20 protein-coding genes are annotated in these 17,761 nt (G+C 62.4%); 18 read left to right on the plus strand and 2 right to left on the minus strand.

What is annotated here, in order from left to right:
• The first annotated feature begins 277 nt into the window (after nt 1-277).
• Nucleotides 278-871, plus strand: a complete 594-nt coding sequence (locus tag ACSQ3D_RS16445; RefSeq protein ID WP_436127631.1) for a hypothetical protein — start codon at nt 278-280, stop codon at nt 869-871.
• 519 nt (nt 872-1,390) lie between these two features.
• Here ACSQ3D_RS16445 and ACSQ3D_RS16450 read toward each other — a convergent pair.
• On the minus strand, nt 1,391-2,542 hold the full coding sequence (locus ACSQ3D_RS16450; RefSeq protein ID WP_436127632.1) for a magnesium transporter CorA family protein: 1,152 nt from the start codon (nt 2,540-2,542) through the stop codon (nt 1,391-1,393).
• A 66-nt stretch (nt 2,543-2,608) separates the two neighbouring features.
• Complete coding sequence (gene hemB, locus ACSQ3D_RS16455) at nt 2,609-3,616, minus strand: porphobilinogen synthase (RefSeq protein ID WP_436127633.1); 1,008 nt, start codon at nt 3,614-3,616, stop codon at nt 2,609-2,611.
• Between the two features lie 435 nt (nt 3,617-4,051).
• Here hemB and ACSQ3D_RS16460 point away from each other — a divergent pair, with 435 nt between their 5' ends.
• From ACSQ3D_RS16460 to rpsC, 17 genes are all read left to right on the plus strand, one after another.
• Nucleotides 4,052-4,489, plus strand: a complete 438-nt coding sequence (locus ACSQ3D_RS16460) for a CopD family protein (RefSeq protein WP_056164787.1) — start codon at nt 4,052-4,054, stop codon at nt 4,487-4,489.
• Between the two features lie 21 nt (nt 4,490-4,510).
• Complete coding sequence (locus ACSQ3D_RS16465) at nt 4,511-5,608, plus strand: VanZ family protein (protein WP_056410100.1); 1,098 nt, start codon at nt 4,511-4,513, stop codon at nt 5,606-5,608.
• Nucleotides 5,609-5,804: 196 nt separating this feature from the next.
• The gene (locus tag ACSQ3D_RS16470) at nt 5,805-6,152 is read left to right on the plus strand and encodes a (2Fe-2S) ferredoxin domain-containing protein (protein ID WP_436127634.1); all 348 of its coding nucleotides are present in this window, start codon (nt 5,805-5,807) and stop codon (nt 6,150-6,152) included.
• Nucleotides 6,153-6,242: 90 nt separating this feature from the next.
• Nucleotides 6,243-6,896, plus strand: coding sequence for an alpha/beta hydrolase (locus tag ACSQ3D_RS16475; RefSeq protein ID WP_436127635.1), 654 nt, complete (start codon nt 6,243-6,245; stop codon nt 6,894-6,896).
• A gap of 129 nt (nt 6,897-7,025) precedes the next feature.
• Nucleotides 7,026-8,195, plus strand: a complete 1,170-nt coding sequence (locus ACSQ3D_RS16480) for a D-alanyl-D-alanine carboxypeptidase family protein (RefSeq protein ID WP_396506720.1) — start codon at nt 7,026-7,028, stop codon at nt 8,193-8,195.
• 368 nt (nt 8,196-8,563) lie between these two features.
• The gene (gene rpsL, locus ACSQ3D_RS16485) at nt 8,564-8,941 is read left to right on the plus strand and encodes a 30S ribosomal protein S12 (RefSeq protein WP_015012185.1); all 378 of its coding nucleotides are present in this window, start codon (nt 8,564-8,566) and stop codon (nt 8,939-8,941) included.
• 170 nt (nt 8,942-9,111) lie between these two features.
• Nucleotides 9,112-9,585, plus strand: a complete 474-nt coding sequence (rpsG, locus tag ACSQ3D_RS16490) for a 30S ribosomal protein S7 (RefSeq protein ID WP_005798541.1) — start codon at nt 9,112-9,114, stop codon at nt 9,583-9,585.
• Nucleotides 9,586-9,739: 154 nt separating this feature from the next.
• Nucleotides 9,740-11,842 (plus strand): elongation factor G, encoded by a 2,103-nt coding sequence (fusA, locus tag ACSQ3D_RS16495; protein WP_056410094.1) that lies wholly within the window; start codon nt 9,740-9,742, stop codon nt 11,840-11,842.
• Nucleotides 11,843-12,067: 225 nt separating this feature from the next.
• On the plus strand, nt 12,068-13,258 hold the full coding sequence (gene tuf, locus ACSQ3D_RS16500) for an elongation factor Tu (RefSeq protein ID WP_056410091.1): 1,191 nt from the start codon (nt 12,068-12,070) through the stop codon (nt 13,256-13,258).
• Nucleotides 13,259-13,284: 26 nt separating this feature from the next.
• A complete protein-coding gene (rpsJ, locus tag ACSQ3D_RS16505; RefSeq protein ID WP_005796953.1) occupies nt 13,285-13,596 on the plus strand; it encodes a 30S ribosomal protein S10 in 312 nt (103 codons plus the stop codon).
• A gap of 210 nt (nt 13,597-13,806) precedes the next feature.
• Nucleotides 13,807-14,478, plus strand: coding sequence for a 50S ribosomal protein L3 (rplC, locus tag ACSQ3D_RS16510; protein WP_056416664.1), 672 nt, complete (start codon nt 13,807-13,809; stop codon nt 14,476-14,478).
• Nucleotides 14,478-15,098 (plus strand): 50S ribosomal protein L4, encoded by a 621-nt coding sequence (gene rplD, locus ACSQ3D_RS16515; protein WP_010467171.1) that lies wholly within the window; start codon nt 14,478-14,480, stop codon nt 15,096-15,098. The genes rplC and rplD overlap by 1 nt, the downstream gene beginning before the upstream one ends.
• Nucleotides 15,095-15,409 carry a 50S ribosomal protein L23 gene (rplW, locus tag ACSQ3D_RS16520; RefSeq protein WP_010467173.1) on the plus strand — a complete coding sequence of 105 codons (315 nt, stop codon included), beginning with the start codon at nt 15,095-15,097 and terminating at the stop codon, nt 15,407-15,409. The genes rplD and rplW overlap by 4 nt, the downstream gene beginning before the upstream one ends.
• A 2-nt stretch (nt 15,410-15,411) precedes the next feature.
• Nucleotides 15,412-16,236, plus strand: a complete 825-nt coding sequence (rplB, locus tag ACSQ3D_RS16525) for a 50S ribosomal protein L2 (RefSeq protein WP_010467175.1) — start codon at nt 15,412-15,414, stop codon at nt 16,234-16,236.
• Between the two features lie 10 nt (nt 16,237-16,246).
• Nucleotides 16,247-16,522, plus strand: coding sequence for a 30S ribosomal protein S19 (gene rpsS / locus ACSQ3D_RS16530; RefSeq protein ID WP_056164774.1), 276 nt, complete (start codon nt 16,247-16,249; stop codon nt 16,520-16,522).
• 9 nt (nt 16,523-16,531) lie between these two features.
• Entirely contained in the window at nt 16,532-16,864 is a 333-nt protein-coding gene (rplV, locus tag ACSQ3D_RS16535) for a 50S ribosomal protein L22 (RefSeq protein ID WP_005796970.1), read from the plus strand.
• 15 nt (nt 16,865-16,879) lie between these two features.
• Nucleotides 16,880-17,761: a 30S ribosomal protein S3 gene (gene rpsC / locus ACSQ3D_RS16540; RefSeq protein ID WP_056164772.1), complete on the plus strand. Its 882-nt coding sequence runs from the start codon at nt 16,880-16,882 to the stop codon at nt 17,759-17,761.

Below are 17,761 nucleotides of genomic sequence, written 5' to 3' on the forward strand. Positions count from 1 at the left end.
ATAGCTACGCGCAGTTAATCCTCTGATCGCCTCACCTAACCGCACTTTGGCGCACTGTTGGCGATACGGCCTTGGATGCGAACTGACTGACCATGAGCTGAAACGGTGTCAGGCGTGATTTAAATGTCGTGTGGGTGACTTTATTCAACCGATTCGCATAGTTTGGGCGCTGAACAACGGTGCCTATTTTGGAACATTGGCGGATAGGATGGAGTTATGCGGGGCCGTTTAGGGTTGGCGCAAAAAAGTCTAAAAAATAAACTTTAGGGGAGTGCGTATGTCAGCCGCAATTGATAATAGTAAAGAACCAGAATTTACGGTGATTGCCCGTATTGCTGCGATAGTTGTCGGTCGAATTGTGAGTCCATTAAGCCCAAGCCTTCACTTGACTTTGCTAATAAAAGACTTGTATGATGGAGTTACAGCCATTGACGGCCAACCAGATGGTGGTTTTAGGATTGGTGGTTTTGAAAGAATAAAATCTAATTTCTACAAAAACACCATTCCCAATCATTTGTTGACTTATAACAATCAAATGACTGTTGCTGAAAGACTGAAATATTCCAATCCCAAAGATATTGAAATTTCTATCAGTCCACCAAAATTCATAACACCAAGAGATTTTAAAGATAAGCTCATCAGAAATGCTAAAAATTTCTCTGGTGTGATCACCCCATACTCTGTTCCTCGAAATATAGGCGGTGACAGAATGATTTCTGGTCAATATAACAGCTCATCCTACCTGATTGGATTGTTAAACAGCGTTGCGGGAGATGGTATTGGGTACGACATTGTGATTCGTACAGCCCTGAGGGGGTACCAAGTGCCAGGCCTAGACATGCCGATACCTTCAGGACACTTTACAGGATAAGCAGAATGCCGAGGTCCTTGAATTTTTGGCTGAATACAAGCATCTTGTTTGCTATTTCAATAGCAATTGGCCTTGCAATTATTGTTGGCGAGCAAAATCGGGAATCTGGTTATTTGTGGGTAAAGTTTCTTGGATTGATTTTGCTGGCGTCCATGTATGCGAGCTGGATCTTCAAAAAATTCTTTCGGTTGACATTGAAAGATTTTATTCGGTACTTACTGCTGATGATTTTAATGAGTCTTGTGGCGGCGTGTATATTTTCTGTGACCGTAGTGAAATTGATCGGTCTTTAAGGAAGGTTTGCGTAAATGGTCACCAGTGTGACCAGCCGCCAGTTGCGCGACTAAGCTGGCCCCGCACGCCACCGCCGCCGCCGATTCTTGCCCCTCAGCGCTCGCGCAAGCACTGGATCAGGCCGCTACGCTTGCGGACGCACTGGGCCGATATCGCCACCAATCGTCAACGAACAATCCACTGGCTCGAGAACGCAAGCAGCGTCTGGAAGGTGTCTGATGGTGCTCAAGCACCCGTGCGCGCGAGATACCGCTTGCGCCAGAACAGCGCCACCAGCGCCACCGCGATCGTGATCATCGAGCCCATGGCCCACCAGAAGCCGTCAGCTTTGTGGATGAGTGGGATGAATTCGAAATTCATGCCGAAGATGCCGGCGATCAGGTTCAGCGGCAGGAACACGGCGGTCAGCGCGGTCAGCGTGCGCATGATGTCGTTGGTGCGGTTGCTCTGCACCGAAAAATGCATCTGCACGGCGGTTTCGGTGCTCTGCTCCAGCCGGCGCACGTGGTGCACCACGCGTTCGATGTGCTCCAGCACGTCGCGGCTGCGCACCTTGAGCAAGTCCAGCTCGCGCAGGCCGGTGGGCGTGTCGGGCAGGGCCCAGGTCTCCAGCGCGTCGATCCAGTCCTGCACGGCGGTGCGCTGGTCTTCGCAGATTTCGTCGAGCTGGTGCAGCGACAGCCGCGCCTCCAGCAGCGAGCTCCAGTTCACGTAGCGCGCGCGGGGCTTAAGCAGCTCGTTTTGCCAGTGGTCGAGCTGGCGGGTGAGCTCGCGGCGCAGGTCCAGGTAGCCGTCCACCATGAGGTTCACCACGCGCAGCATCAGGTCGGCCGGGCTGGTGGGTACTCGGGCCCCGGGCACCGGGCTGCTGCGGCCCTCGGCGGGGCCGGTGGGCAGGGCGGGCAGCGCTGCCAGCAGGCGCGTGGCGTAGGCGTCGCGCACCGAGCAGTCGGTGGGGTGCACCGTGAGCAGCAACTGGTCGAACACCGCAAATCCCACCGGGCTGGTGTCGATGCGCCGCAGCACGGGTGGGCCGCCGCGCCGCAGCGGGCTGGCGGCGGCAGCGTGGGCATCGTCCGGCGGCGCCGGGGGCTGCGCTGCATCGCCGTGCGCCGTAGCCAAGCGGCGGAACACCAGCAGGTCGTACTGCGAGGTGTAGTCGTAGTGCGACGGCAGTTGCGCGTTGAGCAGGTCGGACACGTGCAGGTCCACCAACTGCAGACCCACCAGCGCCTGCAGACGGCCCTGGATCTCGGCCAGGCGGGCCTGGAACGCGGAGCGCGCGCACGCGATCCAGACGAAGCCCTGCGCGGGCATGTGCGCCGGCAGGCTGTCCAGCTCCTGGACGCCGCCGCCGTGGATGTGAAAGATGCGCATCGAGGCCGGTTGGGGTGTGGAGGAGAAAGGCGCCGCTGGCGCGGGAGTGCCGGTCACCGTCGGCGGCTACCGGGTCAGCAGCCGGGCTGCGTCGCGTGCGAAATAGGTCAGCACGCCGTCGGCACCCGCGCGCTTGAAGGCCAGCAGGCTTTCCATCATCACCGCGTCGTGGTCCAGCCAGCCGTTGGCCGCTGCCGCCTTGATCATGGCGTACTCGCCGCTCACCTGGTAGGCGAAGGTCGGCACCTTGAACTCGTCCTTCACGCGGCGCACGATGTCGAGGTACGGCATGCCGGGCTTGACCATCACCATGTCCGCGCCTTCGGCGATATCGAGGGCCACCTCGCGCAGGGCCTCGTCGCTGTTGCCGGGGTCCATCTGGTAGACGTTCTTGTCGGCCTTGCCCAAGGCGCCGCGCGTGCCCACCGCGTCGCGGAAGGGGCCGTAGAAGGCGCTGGCGTACTTGGCGCTGTAGGCCATGATGCGGGTGTGGATGTGGCCCTGCACCTCCAGCGCGTCGCGGATGGCGCCGATGCGCCCGTCCATCATGTCGCTGGGCGCGACGATGTCCACGCCCGCCTCGGCATGGGTCAGTGCCTGGCCGGTGAGGATCTCCACCGTCTCGTCGTTGAGGATGTAGCCAGTCTCGTCCAGCATGCCATCCTGCCCGTGGCTGGTGTAGGGGTCGAGCGCCACATCGGTCATCACGCCCAGGCCGGGGAATTCCTTCTTCAGTGCCCGCACCACGCGCGGGATCAGGCCGTCGGGGTTCAGGGCCTCCTTGCCGTCCGGCGTCTTCAGGGCCGGGTCGATGGCGGGAAAGAGCGCCATCACCGGGATGCCCAGCTTCACGCAGTCTTCGGCCACGGGCAGCAGCAGGTCCAGGCTCAGGCGGTCCACGCCGGGCATCGAGGTCACGGCCTCGCGCTGGTTCGTGCCCTCGTGCACGAACACAGGGTAGATCAGGTCGTCCACGCTCACGGCGTTCTCGCGCACCAGGCGGCGGGTGAACGCATCGCGGCGCAGGCGGCGGGGGCGGTTCTGGGGGAAGGGGGCGGGGCTGTGGAGGTGCATCCGAAGATTATCTATCCCCTGTGGCGCTGCGCGCCTTTCCCACCCGGGGACGCGCCCGGTGGACCGGTGATGCGAGATCCACGGGTGCGCTGGCTGGGGGATTGCCGGTTTGGGCAGGGCTGCACCCACGTGAACCGCTCGTCCCGTCCAGGTTTTGATGCCGTGCAGATGCGGTTGCTGCATGCCTGGAAATGCCGCTTGTAACACGGTGTGTCCGGTGCTAAATTGGCGCCGGGCAGCCTGCTGCCCCCCGCTTTTCCTCCCTGAGCGGGGCCTTGTCTTGCAGCGATGCGAGAGGGGCTTCCCGGCCCGGCGGATCGCCGGGCTTTTTTTGTGGTGGTGTGCGGATGCGGCCGTTCGGCACAAAACGCCTTTCTGAAGCCTGCAGCGGGCTTTTGGAGGCGAAGGGCATCGGGTGGCCCTTAAACTGCCCGCATGCTCTGGGTCAAAGCCTTTCACATCGTGTTCGTGGCCAGCTGGTTTGCTGGTCTTTTCTACCTGCCGCGCATCTTCGTGAACCTGGCCATGGTGGCTCCGGGGTCGGTGGCTGAGCGCGACCGCCTGCTGCTGATGGCCCGCAAGCTCTTGCGCTTCACCACGCTGCTGGCGGTGCCGGCCCTGGCGCTGGGCGCGTGGCTGTGGCTGGGCTACGGCATAGGGCGCGGCCCCGCGTCACAGGGTAATGGCTGGATGCACGCCAAGCTGGCGGTGGTGGTGCTGGTGATCGGCTACCACCATGCCTGCAGCGTGCTGCTGCGCAAGCTGGCGGACGGCAGCAGCCGCCGCAGCCACGCGTGGTTCCGCTGGTTCAACGAGGTACCGGTGGCCCTGCTGCTGTGCGCGGTGGTGCTGGTCGTCGTCAAGCCCTTTTAACGCCGGGAAGGGCCGACGACGGTGCACAAGACCTCCGCCTGGCCCCTGGCGCTGACCTATGCGGCGCTGATCGTTTTTGCCAGCCTGTTCCCGTTCGACGGCTGGCGCGCCCAGGGCATCGACCCGCTGGTCTTCCTGCTGGCCCGCCTGCCGCCGCCGTACTGGACGGGCTTTGACGTGGCCACCAACGTGGTGGGCTACGCGCCGCTGGGCTTTTTGCTGGTGCTGGGCATGCTGCGCTCGGGCTGGCCGCGCGGCGCGGTGTGGCTGGCCACGCTGGCGGGCGGCCTGCTGTCGCTCTCCATGGAGTTTCTGCAGATCTACCTGCCGCGGCGCGTGCCGTCCAACCTGGACCTGCTGCTCAACATCGGCGGCACCTTGGCGGGGGGCCTGATCGCCGCGCTGCTCGAGCGCCTGGGCGCCATCGACCGCTGGAGCGATTTTCGGGGGCGCTGGTTCGTGAGCGACGCCAGTGGCGCCATCGTGCTGCTGGCGCTGTGGCCGCTGGCGCTGCTGTTCCCCGCGGCTGTGCCCTTCGGGCTGGGCCAGGTGCTGGAGCGGCTCGAAGGATCGCTGATCGAAATCCTGGCCGACACACCCTTCCTGGAGTGGGTGCCGCTGCGCGATGCGCCGTTCGAGCCGCTGTCGCCGGGCGGCGAGCTGCTGTGCGTCACGCTGGGGCTGCTCATACCGTGCCTGCTGGGCTATTGCGTGATCCGCCAGATGGGGCGCCGGGCGCTGTTCGCGCTGGGCGTGGTGGCCATCGGTGTCACGCTGACCGCCCTGTCGGCGGCGCTGAGCTGGGGCCCGGTGCATGCCTGGGAATGGATGGGCATGCCCACGCGCGTGGGCGTGTGGGGCGCGCTGGGGCTGGCTGTGGTGACGCTGGGCCTGCCCCGCCGCGCCTGCGCCGCAGTGCTGCTGCTGGCGCTGGCATGGCACTTGGCGCTGCTCAACCAGGCGCCCACCAGCGCCTACTTTGCGCAGACCCTGCAGATCTGGGAGCAGGGGCGGTTCATCCGCTTTTATGGCCTGGGCCAGTGGCTGGGCTGGCTGTGGCCGTATGCGGCGCTTTTGTACGTGCTGGTGCGGGTGTCGAGGAGAGAAAGCGCCTCCTGAGCCGCCTGCGGCGTCTCGGTGCGTTCGCCAGGGGCGGCCGCTCTTCATTGCCGTCCAGGCCTGCAGCCGCGGCACTCAGCCCCCTCCTCACCGCGCGGGCGCGGGATGCACCCGGTGGCCTTGGCAAAGCCGGTTCCACGCGTGCACTGGCGTTGTGCGCGCCAGTTTGGGCGTGCGGGGTTCGTAAAATGGGGCGATGAGCGACACATCCACTGCGCCTGGCTACTACCAGCGCCACATCTTCTTCTGTCTGAACGACCGCGCCAACGGCGAAGACAGCTGTGCCCACCACAACGCCCAGGCGGGTTTTGACCGCTGCAAGTCCCAGGTCAAGGCCGCGGGGCTGTCCGGCCCCGGCCAGGTCCGCGTGAACAAGGCGGGCTGCCTGGACCGCTGCGCAGGCGGGCCCATCGCCGTGGTCTACCCCGAAGGCACCTGGTACACCTACGTGGACACGGCCGACATCGACGAGATCGTCGAGTCGCACCTCAAGAACGGCCAGGTGGTGGAGCGTTTGGTCACGCCGGCGGAACTTGGGCGCTGAAACCGCGTCTGTCCCTGGGTCTTGAATGTTTTGGGCTGCCACCGCTTGATGGTCAAGCGCTGGCAGCTATGAATTGAGTAGCAAACCACCGTGAACGCACACACCGAACGCCTGACCCTGTCCGGCCCTGCCGGCGCCATCGAGGCCGTGCGCGACAGCGCCGTGCTGGCCGACGGCGTGGCCGCCCCGCGCGGCGTGGCCATCATCGCCCACCCGCATCCGCTGTTTGGCGGCACCATGGACAACAAGGTGGTGCAGACGCTTGCGCGCGCCTTTGTGCACTGCGGCTGGACCGCGGTGCGCTTCAACTTCCGCGGCGTGGGGGCCACGGCCGGCGTGCATGACGACGGCCAGGGCGAGCTGCAGGACCTGCTGGCCGTGGTCGAGGAGGTGGCGCCCGCGGCCGAGGGCCAGCGCATTGCACTGGCGGGCTTCTCGTTCGGTGCCTTCGTCACCAGCCATGCGCTGGCCGCGCTGTGGCCCGCGGGCCGGGTCGATACCGCCGTGCTCGTGGGCACGGCCGCCAGCCGCTTCACCGTGGCCCCCGTGCCGCCCGACGCCCACGAGCGCACCCTGGTCGTGCACGGCGAGGCGGACGACACCGTGCCGCTGTCCGCCGTGATGGACTGGGCCCGTCCCCAGATACTGCCTGTCACAGTCATTCCCGCGGGGGGGCATTTCTTTCACGGACAATTGCCGCTTCTGAAAAATCTGGTGGTGCGCCACCTGCAGGCCACGGCCTGAGGGTTGCGCCCACGGCGGGCATTGCCGCCCGCCCTGGCGAGCCCGGCACCTGTACCCTGCACGCCCCGTGCGCGCACTCCGTTTCCTTTCTCCCTTCATCCCACCCATCCCAGCCCCAGCCTCCCGCCCATGAAACGAATCCTGTCCGCGCTGCGATCCCTCGCCGTCTTTGCTGCGGTGGCCCCGGCCGCCTTCGGCGCTTTGGCCCAGGCGCCCCAGCCCCCTGAAATCGCCGCGCGCACCTACCTGCTGGTGGATGTGACCGCCAACCAGGTGCTGGCCGCCAAGGACATCGACGCGCCGGTCGAGCAGGCCTCGCTCACCAAGCTCATGACGGGCTACCTGGTGTTCGACGCGCTGCGCGCCAAGAAGATCTCGCTGGAGCAGAAGCTCCCCGTGAGCGTGCGCGCCTGGAAGATGCCCGGCTCGCGCATGTTCATCGACCCCAAGATGCAGGTGCCGGTCGAAGACCTGATCAAGGGCATGATCGTGCAGTCCGGCAACGACGCCACGATGGCCCTGGCGGAAGGCGTGGGCGGCACGGCCGAAAATTTCGTCAAGCTCATGAACGACCAGGCGCAGGCACTGGGCATGAAGGGCACGAGCTACAAGAACCCCGAAGGCCTGACCGAGCCCGGCCACACCACCACGGCACGCGACCTGTCCGTGCTGGCCATGCGCCTGATGAAGGACTTCCCGGAGTACATGCACTACTACTCCACCAAGCAGTACAGCTACCCGGGCACGCCGGCGTCGAACGGCACCAACCGCAACTCGCTGCTGTTTCGCGACCCCACCGTGGACGGCCTCAAGACCGGCCACACCGCCGCGGCCGGCTACTGCCTGGTGGCCACTTCCAAGCGTGAATTCCCCGGTGTGGGCCAGCGCCGCCTGCTGTCCATCGTGCTGGGAGCCGCCAGCGAAAACGCCCGCGCCAATGAAAGCCAGAAGCTGCTGAACTGGGGCTACACCGCATTCGAGGCCGTCAAGCTGTTCGACGCCGGCAAGCCCGTGGCGACGCCTGCCGTCTGGAAGGGCACCGAAAGCATGCTCAAGATCGGCCGCGAGGAGGCCATCGTCGTGGCGGTGCCTTCGGGCAGCGCAGGCAAGATCACCACCCAGATCGTGCGGCCCGATCCGCTGGTGGCGCCCTTCACCAAGGGCCAGTCCATCGGCACGCTTAAGGTCGCCCTGGGTGAGCAGACGCTCACCGAGGTGCCGCTCGTGGCCCTGGAAGAAGTCCCGCAGGCCGGCTTCCTGGGCCGTGCGTGGGATGCGATCCGCCTCTGGATTAAGTAGCAGGTACATCTGCCTGAGGCGCTTGGCCTCGGTGCCACCGCCGGAGGCGGCGGGCTCTTCGGGCACGTCCAAGCCTGCGCAGGCAGGCTTGGAACCTCGGCCCTCAGCCCCTGCTCTCGAATGGCTGCGCCATTCGGGAGGGGGACGCAGCCCGTGCGGCGGGGCGGCCCTTGCACGGCTGCCCTGGCATTCATTGGCCGTGCTTTTTCACAGGGCGTGCTGCGTTTTGTACCAAGGGTGTTTCAGAAGAGAGGCCGCGCCGCTTGCCCGTTTTGGGTCTTGCTGCTACATTAGAAGGCTTTTCGGAATTTCCGAAGGGATTCACGTTTTCGCTTTCACGAAGCAAATTCACGTTTAGGGACGTATTCATGCCAACCATCAATCAACTGGTCCGTCAGGGGCGCGAGGTCGAAAAGACCAAGTCGAAAAGCCCCGCGATGGAAAACTCTCCACAGCGCCGTGGCGTGTGCACCCGTGTGTACACCACGACGCCCAAGAAGCCTAACTCCGCTCTGCGTAAGGTCGCCAAGGTGCGCCTGACCAACGGTTTCGAGGTGATCTCCTACATCGGCGGTGAAGGCCACAACCTGCAGGAACACAGCGTGGTGCTGGTTCGCGGCGGTCGTGTCAAGGACTTGCCTGGTGTGCGTTACCACATCGTGCGCGGCTCGCTCGACCTGCAAGGTGTCAAGGACCGTAAGCAAGCTCGCTCCAAGTACGGCGCGAAGAAGCCCAAGGCCAAGTAAGCCCTGCGCTTGCTGCCAAGAATTTTCGGTGCTGTCTCCCGCGTGGCGCGGTGGTGCAGCGTAGTGGCCCCAAACGCAGGTGTTCTGCGCGGGTCGAGTAAGTGGGAGTCCTTCATTGGCTCTCGCGGTGTCTGAAAAGATGCCAACTGAAGCAAAGATAGAGGTAAAAAATGCCACGTCGTCGCGAAGTCCCCAAACGTGAAATCCTGCCGGATCCCAAGTTCGGCAATGTAGAGCTGTCCAAATTCATGAACGTGATCATGGAAGGCGGCAAGAAGGCAGTTGCAGAGCGCATCATTTATGGCGCCCTGGAACTGATCGAGAAGAAGCACCCCGACAAGGACCCCCTGGAGGCCTTCACCGTTGCCATCAACAACGTGAAGCCCATGGTGGAAGTGAAGTCCCGCCGCGTGGGCGGTGCCAACTACCAAGTGCCAGTGGAAGTGCGCCCTGTGCGCCGCCTGGCCCTGTCGATGCGCTGGATCAAGGAAGCCGCCCGCAAGCGTGGCGAAAAGTCGATGGCCCAGCGTCTGGCCAACGAACTGCTGGAAGCCACCGAAGGCCGTGGCGGTGCCATGAAGAAGCGTGACGAAGTTCACCGCATGGCCGAAGCCAACAAGGCATTCAGCCACTTCCGCTTCTAAGCGAATCGACGACCGTTCTCGTCGCCAAGCGCAAGGCTGCCGGCATTTCTGCCTGCAGCCTTGTGGCGGTTGAGGCGGTCACAAAATTGACGGATCGCCGCCCCACAATGGCTGCCCCGTCCCCTGAATAACACGACCCATCCAAGGACTCACCATGGCTCGCAAGACCCCCATCGAGCGCTACCGCAATATCGGTATCTCGGCCCACATCGACGCTGGCAAGACCACGACGACCGAACGTATCCTGTTCTACACCGGTGTGAACCACAAGATCGGTGAAGTGCACGATGGCGCTGCCACCATGGACTGGATGGAGCAGGAACAAGAGCGCGGCATCACGATCACCTCGGCTGCCACGACCTGCTTCTGGAAGGGCATGGACATGTCCTACCCAGAGCACCGCTTCAACATCATCGACACCCCCGGCCACGTGGACTTCACGATCGAAGTGGAGCGTTCCATGCGCGTGCTGGACGGCGCCTGCATGGTGTACTGCGCCGTGGGTGGCGTGCAGCCCCAGTCGGAAACCGTCTGGCGCCAGGCCAACAAGTACAAGGTGCCCCGCCTCGCGTTCGTCAACAAGATGGACCGTACCGGCGCCAACTTCTTCAAGGTCTACGACCAGATGCGCCTGCGCCTGAAGGCCAACCCCGTGCCCGTCGTGATCCCGATCGGCGCTGAAGACAACTTCACCGGCGTGGTCGACCTGCTCAAGATGAAGGCCATCATCTGGGACGAAGCGTCGCAAGGCATGAAGTTCACCTTCGAAGAGATCCCTGCCGACCTGGTGGAATCCGCCAAGGAATGGCGCGAAAAGATGGTCGAGGCTGCTGCCGAAGCCTCCGAAGAGCTGATGAACAAGTACCTGGAAGAGGGCGACCTCTCCGAGGAAGAGATCAAGCTCGGCCTGCGCACGCGCACGATCGCCACCGAAATCCAGCCCATGCTGTGCGGTACGGCGTTCAAGAACAAGGGTGTGCAGCGCATGCTGGACGCCGTGATCGACTATCTGCCGGCACCTACCGACATCGATGATGTGACGGGTACCGACGAAGACGAAAACCCGGTCACCCGCAAGGCGGATGACAGCGAGAAGTTCTCGGCCCTGGCATTCAAGCTGATGACCGACCCGTTCGTGGGCCAGCTGACCTTCGTGCGCGTCTACTCCGGCGTGCTGACCAAGGGCGACACCGTCTACAACCCGATCAAGGGCAAGAAGGAACGTATCGGCCGTATCGTGCAGATGCACGCCAACGAGCGCCTGGAAGTCGAAGAAATCCGCGCCGGCGACATCGCTGCCTGCGTGGGCCTGAAGGACGTCACCACCGGCGAAACGCTGAGCGACATGGACTCCCAGATCATTCTGGAGCGCATGGTGTTCCCAGAGCCCGTGATCACACAGGCCGTGGAACCCAAGACGAAGACCGACCAGGAAAAGATGGGCATCGCCCTGCAACGCCTGGCTGCCGAAGATCCTTCGTTCCGCGTGAAGACCGACGAAGAGTCCGGCCAGACGCTGATCGCCGGTATGGGTGAGCTCCACCTGGAAATCATCGTGGACCGCATGAAGCGCGAATTCGGCGTGGAAGCCAACGTGGGCAAGCCCCAGGTGGCATACCGCGAAACCATCCGCAAGACGGTGGAAGAAGCCGAAGGCAAGTTCGTGCGCCAGTCCGGCGGTAAGGGCCAGTACGGCCACGTCGTGCTCAAGATCGAGCCGAACGAAGCCGGCAAGGGCAACGAATTCGTCGACGCCATCAAGGGCGGTGTGGTTCCTCGCGAATTCATCCCCGCGGTGGAGAAGGGCTTCCACGAAGCCGTCACGCAAGGCGTGCTGGCCGGCTACCCCGTGGTGGACGTCAAGGTCACGCTGCACTTCGGTTCGTACCACGATGTGGACTCGAACGAACTGGCGTTCAAGATGGCCGCGATCTTCGGTTTCAAGGAAGGTTGCCGCAAGGCCAACCCCGTGATCCTGGAGCCCATGATGGCCGTGGAAGTGGAAACGCCTGAAGACTACGCCGGTACCGTGATGGGTGACCTGTCTTCCCGCCGTGGCATGGTCCAGGGCATGGACGACATCCCGGGCGGTGGCAAGGCCATCCGCGCTGAAGTGCCCCTGTCGGAAATGTTCGGCTACTCGACCTCGCTGCGCTCCGCAACGCAGGGCCGCGCCACCTACACGATGGAATTCAAGCACTACAGCGAAGCGCCTCGCAACGTGTCCGAAGCCATCATGGCTGCACGCGCCAAGTAATTGGTGCGCTGGGTGAAAGGTCTGCCTGCGCATGCCTTTCCCCATTGGTTTTCTGATCCATACAGCTGCTATCGCCCGCCTGGCAGGCGCAGGCAGCTATACAAACAGTAGCAAGATTCTTGCAATCTGCGACCCGGTGCCGTCCTGTTGCCCTGTGCGGGACGAATCAGCAATCGGGTGCAGACGTTAAACCCCAACACAGGCAATGCTCTTTGGAGATTCAAAATGGCAAAAGGTAAGTTCGAACGTACCAAGCCCCACGTCAACGTGGGCACGATCGGCCACGTGGACCATGGCAAGACGACGCTGACGGCAGCGATCGCCACGGTGCTGTCCGCCAAGTTCGGCGGCGAAGCCAAGAAGTACGACGAAATCGACGCGGCACCTGAAGAAAAGGCCCGCGGCATCACGATCAACACCGCCCACGTGGAATACGAAACGGCCAACCGCCACTACGCCCACGTGGACTGCCCTGGCCACGCCGACTATGTGAAGAACATGATCACCGGCGCTGCCCAGATGGACGGCGCCATCCTGGTGTGCTCGGCCGCTGACGGCCCGATGCCCCAGACCCGCGAGCACATCCTGCTGGCCCGCCAAGTGGGCGTGCCTTACATCATCGTGTTCCTGAACAAGTGCGACATGGTGGACGACGAAGAGCTGCTCGAGCTGGTCGAAATGGAAGTGCGCGAACTCCTGGACAAGTACAACTTCCCAGGCGACGACACCCCGATCATCCGCGGTTCCGCCAAGCTCGCCCTGGAAGGCGACAAGGGTCCTCTGGGCGAGCAAGCCATCGACAAGCTGGCCGAAGCCCTGGACACCTACATCCCCACGCCTGAGCGCGCTGTGGACGGTGCCTTCCTGATGCCCGTGGAAGACGTGTTCTCCATCTCCGGCCGCGGCACCGTGGTGACCGGCCGTATCGAGCGCGGCATCATCAAGGTCGGCGAAGAAATCGAAATCGTCGGTATCCGCGACACGCAAAAGACCACCTGCACGGGCGTGGAAATGTTCCGCAAGCTGCTGGACCAAGGCCAAGCTGGCGACAACGTCGGCCTGCTGCTGCGCGGCACCAAGCGTGAAGACGTGGAACGCGGCCAAGTGCTGTGCAAGCCCAACTCCATCAAGCCACACACCCACTTCACCGCCGAAGTGTATGTGCTGAGCAAGGACGAAGGCGGCCGCCACACCCCGTTCTTCAACAACTACCGTCCTCAGTTCTACTTCCGCACGACCGACGTGACTGGCGCCATCGAGCTGCCAGCCGACAAGGAAATGGTCATGCCTGGCGATAACGTGTCGATCACCGTCAAGCTGATCAACCCCATCGCCATGGAAGAAGGTCTGCGCTTCGCTATCCGCGAAGGCGGCCGCACCGTGGGCGCTGGCGTCGTGGCCAAGATCATTGCTTAATTCACAAGCATCAGAAGGAACTTGCCATGTCCAAGCAAAAAATCCGCATCCGCCTGAAGGCCTTCGATTACAAGCTGATCGACCAGTCCGCCGCCGAGATCGTTGACACCGCCAAGCGCACCGGCGCGATCGTCAAGGGCCCCGTGCCCCTGCCGACCCGCATGAAGCGCTTCGACATCCTGCGTTCGCCCCACGTCAACAAGACGTCGCGCGACCAGCTGGAAATCCGCACGCACCAGCGTCTGATGGACATCGTGGACCCTACGGACAAGACCGTGGACGCTCTGATGAAGCTCGACCTGCCCGCAGGCGTGGACGTCGAAATCAAGCTCCAGTAATGGCAGCTTCGGGGCGGGCCCGGTGCCTGCCCTGGTAGAAATAACGCGAACTTGCTTGAAAAAGCGGTTCGCGTTATACTTTAGGGCTTCGCTTCATTTGCGCCCGCTTGCGGGCGCTTTTTGCGGAGTTTTATTAACCTTCTTTCATGCACGCGAGTGCAACGCCACAGCCAATTGAAGTTGGGGCGGTGAGAGTTTTGGAGAAAACCAATGAGTCTGAGCAACTCCCTCGGGTTGCTGGGTCGCAAGGTGGGCATGATGCGTCTGTTCACTGATGATGGGGACGCAGTGCCTGTCACGGTGGTGGATGTGTCCAACAACCGCGTTACCCAGATCAAAACCCAAGAGAACGATGGCTACGTGGCCCTGCAGGTCACGTTCGGTTCGCGCAAAGCATCGCGCGTGACCAAGCCAGAAGCCGGCCACCTTGCCAAGGCAGGTGTGGAAGCCGGTGAAATCATCCAAGAATTCCGCGTGACCGCTGAAACCGCCGGCAAGTATGCCGCCGGTGCCGCTGTGCCCGTGGCGGATGTGTTTGCCGTGGGCCAAAAGGTCGACGTGCAAGGTACTTCGATCGGTAAGGGCTACGCCGGCACCATCAAGCGCCACAACATGAGCTCGCAGCGCGCGTCGCACGGTAACAGCCGTTCGCACAACGTGCCTGGCTCGATCGGTATGGCACAAGACCCAGGTCGCGTGTTCCCCGGCAAGCGGATGACGGGCCACCTCGGCGATGTCACCAAGACCACGCAAAACCTCGATGTGATCCGCATCGACGAAGCGCGTCAACTGCTCTTGATCAAGGGCGCTATTCCGGGCTCCAAGGGTGGGTTCGTGACGGTGCGTCCAGCGGTCAAGGCCAAAGCACAAGGAGCGAACTAATGCAGCTCGAACTCCTGAATGACCAAGGCCAAGGCGCATCCAAGCTGGATGTTCCAGAAACCGTGTTCGGTCGTGAATACAACGAAGATCTGGTCCACCAGATCGTGGTGGCCTACCAGGCCAACGCACGCCAAGGCACGCGCGCCCAGAAGGACCGCGAGCAAGTTCGTCACTCGACCAAGAAGCCTTTCAAGCAAAAGGGTACGGGTAACGCACGTGCAGGTATGACCTCGTCGCCACTGTGGCGCGGGGGCGGTCGGATTTTCCCGAACATGCCTGACGAAAACTTCACGCAAAAGATCAACAAGAAGATGTACCGCGCCGGCATGTCTGCGATCCTTTCGCAGCTCGCCCGTGAAGGCCGTCTGGCTGTGGTCGACTCGCTGAAGCTGGACTCGCCCAAGACCAAGGTCCTGGCCGACAAGTTCAAGGCGATGAACCTGCAATCGGTGATGGTGATCGCCGAGGAAGTGGACGAAAACCTGTACCTGGCATCGCGCAATCTGGTGAACGTGCTCGTCGTCGAGCCCCGTTACGCCGATCCCGTGTCGCTTGTCCGTTTCAAGAAAGTGCTCGTCACCAAGGGTGCAATCGACAAACTCAAGGAGATGTTCGCATGAGCACACTCAAGTTTGACGAAGGTCGTCTGATGCAAGTGCTGGTCGCTCCCATCGTGTCCGAAAAGGCCACCATGGTTGCTGAAAAGTCCAATGCTGTGACGTTCAAGGTGCTGCAGAACGCAACCAAGCCAGAAATCAAGGCCGCTGTGGAATTGATGTTCAAGGTCGAGGTCAAGGGCGTCTCTGTGGTGAACACCAAAGGCAAGACCAAGCGTTTTGGCAAGACCATCGGCCGCCGCGACAACGTTCGCAAGGCTTATGTCACGCTGCAGCCTGGTCAAGAGCTGAACCTCTCTGGGGAGGCCGCGTAATCATGGCTGTCATCAAGATGAAACCCACTTCGCCCGGCCAACGTGCCGTGGTGAAGGTCACGCGTGACCACCTGTACAAGGGTGAAGCGTACGCCCCCCTGCTGGAACCTCAGTTCCAGAAGGCCGGCCGTAACAACAACGGTCACATCACCACCCGCCACAAGGGCGGTGGCCACAAGCACCACTACCGTGTGGTGGACTTCAAGCGCAACAAGGACGGCATCCCCGCCAAGGTCGAGCGCATTGAGTACGACCCCAACCGTACGGCCCACATCGCTCTGGTGTGCTATGCCGACGGTGAGCGTCGCTACATCATCGCTCCCCGCAACCTGGAAGTGGGCGCAACCCTGCTGTCCGGTTCGGAAGCCCCGATCCGCGCTGGCAACACGCTGCCGATCCGCAACATCCCCGTGGGTTCGACCATCCACTGCATCGAGCTCAAGCCCGGTGCCGGTGCACAGATCGCCCGTTCGGCTGGTGCTTCGGCAACCCTGCTGGCCCGCGAAGGTGTCTACGCCCAGGTGCGTATGCGCTCTGGCGAAGTGCGCAAGATTCACATCGAGTGCCGCGCCACCATTGGTGAAGTCGCCAACGAAGAACACAGCCTGCGCCAACTCGGCAAGGCCGGTGTGAAGCGCTGGATGGGTATCCGCCCGACCGTTCGCGGCGTGGCCATGAACCCAGTGGATCACCCTCACGGTGGTGGCGAAGGCCGCACCGGCGAAGGCCGCCATGCAGTCGATCCTTGGGGCAATCTGACCAAGGGTTATCGCACCCGCAACAACAAGCGCACACAGATCATGATCGTGTCGCGTCGCAAGAAGTAAGGGGTAGCAAATGACTCGTTCTCTCAAAAAGGGCCCGTTTGTTGACCATCACTTGCTGGCCAAGGTCGAAAAGGCCATCGCCACCAAGGACAAGAAGCCAGTCAAGACCTGGTCGCGTCGCTCCATGGTTCTGCCCGATTTCATCGGTCTGACCATCGCCGTTCACAACGGCAAGCAACACGTGCCGGTCTACGTTACCGACCAGATGGTGGGCCACAAGCTGGGCGAATTCGCCCTGACGCGCACCTTCAAGGGTCACCCCGCTGACAAAAAAGTCAAGAAATAAGGAACGACCATGTCTGAAACACGTGCAGTCCTCCGGGGCGTCCGTCTGTCGGTCGACAAGGGCCGTCTGGTCGCCGATCTGATCCGCGGCAAGAAGGTTGACCAAGCTCTGAACATCCTGACGTTCACGCAGAAAAAAGCTGCCGGCATCGTCAAGAAGGTTCTGGAGTCCGCCATCGCCAACGCTGAGCACAACGACGGCGCTGACATCGACGAACTGAAGGTCAAGACCATCTACGTCGAGCAAGGCACCACGCTCAAGCGCTTCACCGCGCGCGCCAAAGGCCGCGGCAACCGCATCAGCAAACCCACGTGCCATGTGTACGTGACGGTTGGCAACTAAAGGCTCGGGAAGACTATGGGACAGAAAATCCATCCTACCGGCTTCCGCCTTGCGGTCAGCCGCAACTGGTCCAGCCGTTGGTACGCCAGCAACCGCGACTTCGCGGGCATGCTGGCCGAAGACATCAAGGTGCGCGAGTACCTGAAGGCCAAGCTCAAGAACGCCGCCGTGTCGCGCATCCTGATCGAGCGTCCTGCCAAGAACGCCCGCATCACGATTTACTCGGCACGTCCTGGCGTCGTGATCGGCAAGAAGGGCGAAGACATCGAGAACCTCAAGAAGGAACTCGCAGCTCGCCTGGGCGTGCCCGTCGCAGTGAACATCGAAGAAGTGCGCAAGCCTGAAATCGATGCCAAGCTGATCGCCGACAGCATCACGCAGCAGCTCGAAAAGCGGATCATGTTCCGCCGTGCCATGAAGCGCGCCATGCAAAACGCCATGCGTCTGGGTGCCCAAGGCATCAAGATCATGTCGTCCGGCCGTCTGAACGGTATCGAAATCGCACGTACCGAGTGGTACCGCGAAGGCCGTGTGCCACTGCACACCCTGCGCGCCGACATCGACTACGGCACCTCCGAAGCCAAGACCACCTACGGTGTGATCGGCGTGAAGGTGTGGGTCTACAAGGGCGATACGCTGGGCCGCAACGATCTGCCAGTGGCAGAAACGCCGCGTCCTGAAGAAGAGCGCCGTCCCCGTGGTCCTCGCCGTGATGGCCGCCCAGGTGGCGACCGTCCAGGCGCAGGCCGTGGTCCACGTCGTCCTGTCGGTGGCAACACCGCACCGGCCGACGGCAGCGACAAGCCAGCGGAAGCTGGTGGCGCTGATAACACCGCCGTTAAGCGCGTACGCAAAGTCGCCGCGCCCGCTACAGCAGCGGACGGAAAAGGAGAATAA

Origin of the sequence: Acidovorax sp. LjRoot117, from assembly GCF_964252695.1 — a bacterium.
Taxonomy (GTDB): Bacteria; Pseudomonadota; Gammaproteobacteria; order Burkholderiales; family Burkholderiaceae_C; genus Acidovorax.

Bases quoted from the DNA above. Each gene is read 5' to 3' on its own strand.
- ACSQ3D_RS16445 (WP_436127631.1), top strand. From the start codon at position 278: ATGTCAGCCGCAATTGATAATAGTAAAGAACCAGAATTTACGGTGATT.
- ACSQ3D_RS16450 (WP_436127632.1), bottom strand. From the start codon at position 2,542: ATGCGCATCTTTCACATCCACGGCGGCGGCGTCCAGGAGCTGGACAGC.
- hemB (WP_436127633.1), bottom strand. From the start codon at position 3,616: ATGCACCTCCACAGCCCCGCCCCCTTCCCCCAGAACCGCCCCCGCCGC.
- ACSQ3D_RS16460 (WP_056164787.1), top strand. From the start codon at position 4,052: ATGCTCTGGGTCAAAGCCTTTCACATCGTGTTCGTGGCCAGCTGGTTT.
- ACSQ3D_RS16470 (WP_436127634.1), top strand. From the start codon at position 5,805: ATGAGCGACACATCCACTGCGCCTGGCTACTACCAGCGCCACATCTTC.
- ACSQ3D_RS16480 (WP_396506720.1), top strand. From the start codon at position 7,026: ATGAAACGAATCCTGTCCGCGCTGCGATCCCTCGCCGTCTTTGCTGCG.
- rpsL (WP_015012185.1), top strand. From the start codon at position 8,564: ATGCCAACCATCAATCAACTGGTCCGTCAGGGGCGCGAGGTCGAAAAG.
- rpsG (WP_005798541.1), top strand. From the start codon at position 9,112: ATGCCACGTCGTCGCGAAGTCCCCAAACGTGAAATCCTGCCGGATCCC.
- fusA (WP_056410094.1), top strand. From the start codon at position 9,740: ATGGCTCGCAAGACCCCCATCGAGCGCTACCGCAATATCGGTATCTCG.
- tuf (WP_056410091.1), top strand. From the start codon at position 12,068: ATGGCAAAAGGTAAGTTCGAACGTACCAAGCCCCACGTCAACGTGGGC.
- rpsJ (WP_005796953.1), top strand. From the start codon at position 13,285: ATGTCCAAGCAAAAAATCCGCATCCGCCTGAAGGCCTTCGATTACAAG.
- rplC (WP_056416664.1), top strand. From the start codon at position 13,807: ATGAGTCTGAGCAACTCCCTCGGGTTGCTGGGTCGCAAGGTGGGCATG.
- rplD (WP_010467171.1), top strand. From the start codon at position 14,478: ATGCAGCTCGAACTCCTGAATGACCAAGGCCAAGGCGCATCCAAGCTG.
- rplW (WP_010467173.1), top strand. From the start codon at position 15,095: ATGAGCACACTCAAGTTTGACGAAGGTCGTCTGATGCAAGTGCTGGTC.
- rplB (WP_010467175.1), top strand. From the start codon at position 15,412: ATGGCTGTCATCAAGATGAAACCCACTTCGCCCGGCCAACGTGCCGTG.
- rpsS (WP_056164774.1), top strand. From the start codon at position 16,247: ATGACTCGTTCTCTCAAAAAGGGCCCGTTTGTTGACCATCACTTGCTG.
- rplV (WP_005796970.1), top strand. From the start codon at position 16,532: ATGTCTGAAACACGTGCAGTCCTCCGGGGCGTCCGTCTGTCGGTCGAC.
- rpsC (WP_056164772.1), top strand. From the start codon at position 16,880: ATGGGACAGAAAATCCATCCTACCGGCTTCCGCCTTGCGGTCAGCCGC.